Here is a 3,695-nt window from a genome sequence, read left to right as displayed (position 1 = left end):
TTTTCGAGTACAGTTCTTTATTCGCGCGCCTTGCGCGATTCAACTATTTCGGCTCACCGCCGAAATAGTTGAATCGCTTCTTTAGGCGGCGGCGCGCGGTCGAGCTTTGACCCGGCTGGAACTGTTCTCGTTGGCTTCGCGTTGCCTTCGGCTTCCTCGTGCTACCTCGGCAAAGCCCGCAAGCGGTCTCTGCCCTCGGTACGCTACTCGGTTCCTCCTCGCCGCTCGGCAATTTGCAAACTGCGTTTGCATTGCCCTCGCTGGCAGCGTCGGTTGTGAACAAAGAAAACCAGAAAAACTTTAGACGGATGCTGACTCATCCTCCAGCTGCCGGCGGCCCAACAACTAACGATCGCCTCAGCCCCAGACTCGTTCACAAGTGCGACCTGAAATGCACAGGCCCTGCCGCCTTGGAAACATAACCGAATTTTAAGTGTCGAAACAGATGCTAAAGTATATCATTTACAGCGTACTCGCAGCCGTAATCGCCCTGAGCAGTTGCGGCGCTGAAAAACGTCAGGAACAACAGGAAACAGAAATCGTTCCCTCCGACTCGGTGTTTATCGCCTCCTACTCCTTTGTCGATACCGCCGCCGACACCTTGTGCGACCCGACCGATCACCTCGCCGCTTTTTATAGTAAACTCAGGCGACTCGATCCCCTGCGTTTTCCCGTCTCCGACACCGCCGACACAACGGTCGAAGAGGCCATCCGTCGTGTCAATATCATTCAGTTCGGAGACTCGCACATCCAAGGCGGCGTGATTCCCGACGTCATTATGCGCCACCTCCACGCCCGATTCGGAAACGCCGGACGAGGCATGATCGTCCCCCACAAACTCGGCGGCAGCAACGAACCCCGCGACTACGCCATCCGACCCGTCTCGGGTGCCTGCGGCGAATGGAGCTGCGCCCGCATCATTCAGGGGAAAGGAGCCAGCCAGCCGATCGGCATCACCGGCATCGCCGTCCAGAGCTCGCGCGCCGAGAACAAACTCCTGCTCTGCGCCCTGCCCACCAAAGACACCCTCGACTACAGTTTCAACAAAGTCCGGATCTTTCACGGGAAATACGCCCCGATCATTGAAGCACCCGACAGCCTCTCGGCCGGAATCGGAACCCCGGACATTATCTACGACTTCAACACCGACATCGACCTCGTCTCGAACGTCGACTCCCTCGAACTGCACACCTACGCCGACGGAAAATTCGCCCACGGGCCCATCTACGGCTTTTCGCTGGAAAACGGCCGCAACGGCATCCTCTACCACGCCATGGGAGTCAACAGCGCCTGCTTCCTGCACTGGGGCAAGCAGGAAGAGGTCGTTCGCCAGAGCACCGCGCTGGAACCCGACCTGATCATCCTCTCGATGGGCTCGAACGAAGCCGCCGGCAGCAACTTCAACGACGACGTCTTCTACCGCGAAGTGGATCGGTTCGTCTCGCCGCTGCGCACCGCCAATCCCGAAGCCGCCATTCTGCTGACCGCCCCCGTACAGGCATTCAAAAAAGGGGAGCCCAACGCCAATTTCGGCCGCATCAGCCGCACCCTGCGGCGCTATGCCGAAGAACAGGGCGTCGCCTTCATCGACCTCTACGCCGCCACCGGCGGCGAAGGATCGGCACACAACTGGGCCGACCACAACCTCATGGCCCGCGACAAGATACACTACACCGCCGAAGGATACCGCATACAGGGCCTTCTGATTTACAACGCACTTTACAACGGATACATCGGTCATGGCTCCACAGCTCAGTAACCTCCTCGACCTGCTGAAATACAATCCCGCCGAACCGCTGCTCTTCACCAGCGGTCTGTTTCTCTTTCTGTTTCTGGGATTCACCTGCTTCTACGGATTCATGCGCCGGGCCGTCACCCTGCGGATCGTCTACGTCACCCTCTTCTCGCTCTACTTCTACTACAAGACCAGCGGCATCTTCTTCCTGCTGTTGATGTTCACCGCCACGAGCGACTTCTTCATCGGTCACTTCATCGCCACCTCGCGGCGGAGAGGAAGCCGGCGGGCATGGGTGGCTCTGAGCGTCTGCATCAACCTCGGGATGCTGGGCTACTTCAAGTACACCAACTTCCTGATCGACATCGTCAACAACTTTCTGGCCGATCCGCTCGAATTCCAGAACATCTTCCTGCCGATCGGAATATCGTTCTTCACCTTCCAGTCGATGAGTTACATCATCGACCTCTACCGGGACAAAGTACGGCCGCTGCACCGGTGGATCGACTACCTGTTCTACATCTCGTTCTTCCCGCAGCTGGTGGCCGGGCCGATCGTCCGGGCACGCGACTTCATCCCCCAGATCCACCAGCGGCCGCTGACCGTCAGCCGGGCGCAGTTCGGCGAGGGGGTATGGCTGATTCTGTGCGGGCTGTTCAAAAAGGCCGTCATTTCGGACTTCATCAGCCTCAACTTCGTAGACCGGATCTTCGACAACCCGATGCTCTACACCGGACTCGAAAACCTGATGGGCGTATTGGGCTATGCCATGCAGATCTACTGCGACTTCTCGGGCTACTCGGATATGGCCATAGGGATCGCGCTGCTGCTCGGTTTCCGGTTCAACGCGAACTTCAACTCGCCGTACAAGTCGGCCACCATCACGGAGTTCTGGCGGCGGTGGCACATCTCGCTTTCGACCTGGCTGAAAGATTATCTCTACATCTCGCTGGGCGGGAACCGCAAGGGGCGGCTGCGGACTTACGCGAACCTGATGATCACGATGCTGCTCGGCGGGTTGTGGCACGGGGCGGCGATGCGTTTCGTCATGTGGGGCGGGCTGCACGGCGCGGGGCTGGCGGGCCACAAACTGACGATGCACCTCGCGCCGGGCTTCCGACCGACGGGGGCCGATATGCCGCGCTGGCGCAGGATCATAGGCATTCTCCTGACGTTCAGTTTCGTCTGTGCGACCTGGGTCTTCTTCCGGGCGGAGTCGATGGAGGTGGCCGGACAAATCTTCTCGCAAATCTTCACGGCGTTCCACCCGGAAATCTTCTGGGACTTCGTGGCTGGTTACAAGTGGGTGTTGCTGCTGATGGGGATCGGCTACGTGCTCCACTTCACGAGCGACCGGCTCGAACAGCGGACTTTGCAGGCGGTACAGCGTCTGCCGATCGTGGTGTATGCCCTGATGACGACGGGTCTGATCTGGCTGATCGCCCAGTTGAGCAGCGGAGACGTACAGCCGTTCATCTACTTCCAGTTCTGACAATTATCGTTCTTTCGATTCTTTTCGCACGCGCTGACACCGTGCCGCTCCGGGCTACCGCGGCTGTAGCGAGGACGAATTGTGGTACGTCGGCAGCCACGGGTACAGCTGGGCGTGTACGCCGGTGACGGGCGACGGCACGGTGCGGTATTTGGCTTCGGAACCGGGGATGTTCAATCCCAGTTATGTGGGTAACCGTGGCCACGGTCTTCAGTTGCGTTGCCTCTCGGAATAAACGCCGCGGGCCCGCGGGGGCAAGGGGGGCTGGAGCTACCCTAACAGCCGCTACCCTACTTTTGAGTTGAATCCTGCGGTTCGAAAAACCGCCCGGGCCGGAGCCACCCCAGGCGTAGGCCTGCAACTTCGCAAAGCTCGTTTCCGGCCACGCTGGCTCCGACCCGTTCCGCTAAACTACCCTATCAGGGGATTACCTATTCGCCCTGAACAAAGCGAGTCGGACGCCCGGGA

3 protein-coding genes are annotated in these 3,695 nt (G+C 59.3%); all 3 read left to right on the top strand.

All coding sequences use genetic code 11. The features are described 5' to 3' along the window. Positions 1–445 precede the first annotated feature (445 nt). Positions 446–1,759, top strand: coding sequence for a GDSL-type esterase/lipase family protein (locus QZ302_RS09365; RefSeq protein ID WP_294594753.1), 1,314 nt, complete (start codon positions 446–448; stop codon positions 1,757–1,759). Beyond that, entirely contained in the window at positions 1,740–3,227 is a 1,488-nt protein-coding gene (locus tag QZ302_RS09360) for an MBOAT family O-acyltransferase (protein WP_294594750.1), read from the top strand. Before QZ302_RS09365 ends, QZ302_RS09360 begins: the two co-directional genes overlap by 20 nt. A gap of 79 nt (positions 3,228–3,306) precedes the next feature. Continuing rightward, entirely contained in the window at positions 3,307–3,462 is a 156-nt protein-coding gene (locus QZ302_RS09355; protein ID WP_294594748.1) for a hypothetical protein, read from the top strand. Positions 3,463–3,695: the final 233 nt, after the last annotated feature.

Origin of the sequence: uncultured Rikenella sp. (genome assembly GCF_910579375.1) — a bacterium.
Classification (GTDB): Bacteria; Bacteroidota; Bacteroidia; order Bacteroidales; family Rikenellaceae; genus Rikenella.
The sequence above is the reverse complement of the archived record's forward strand: the minus strand, read 5'-3'. Positions and strand labels throughout refer to the sequence as shown.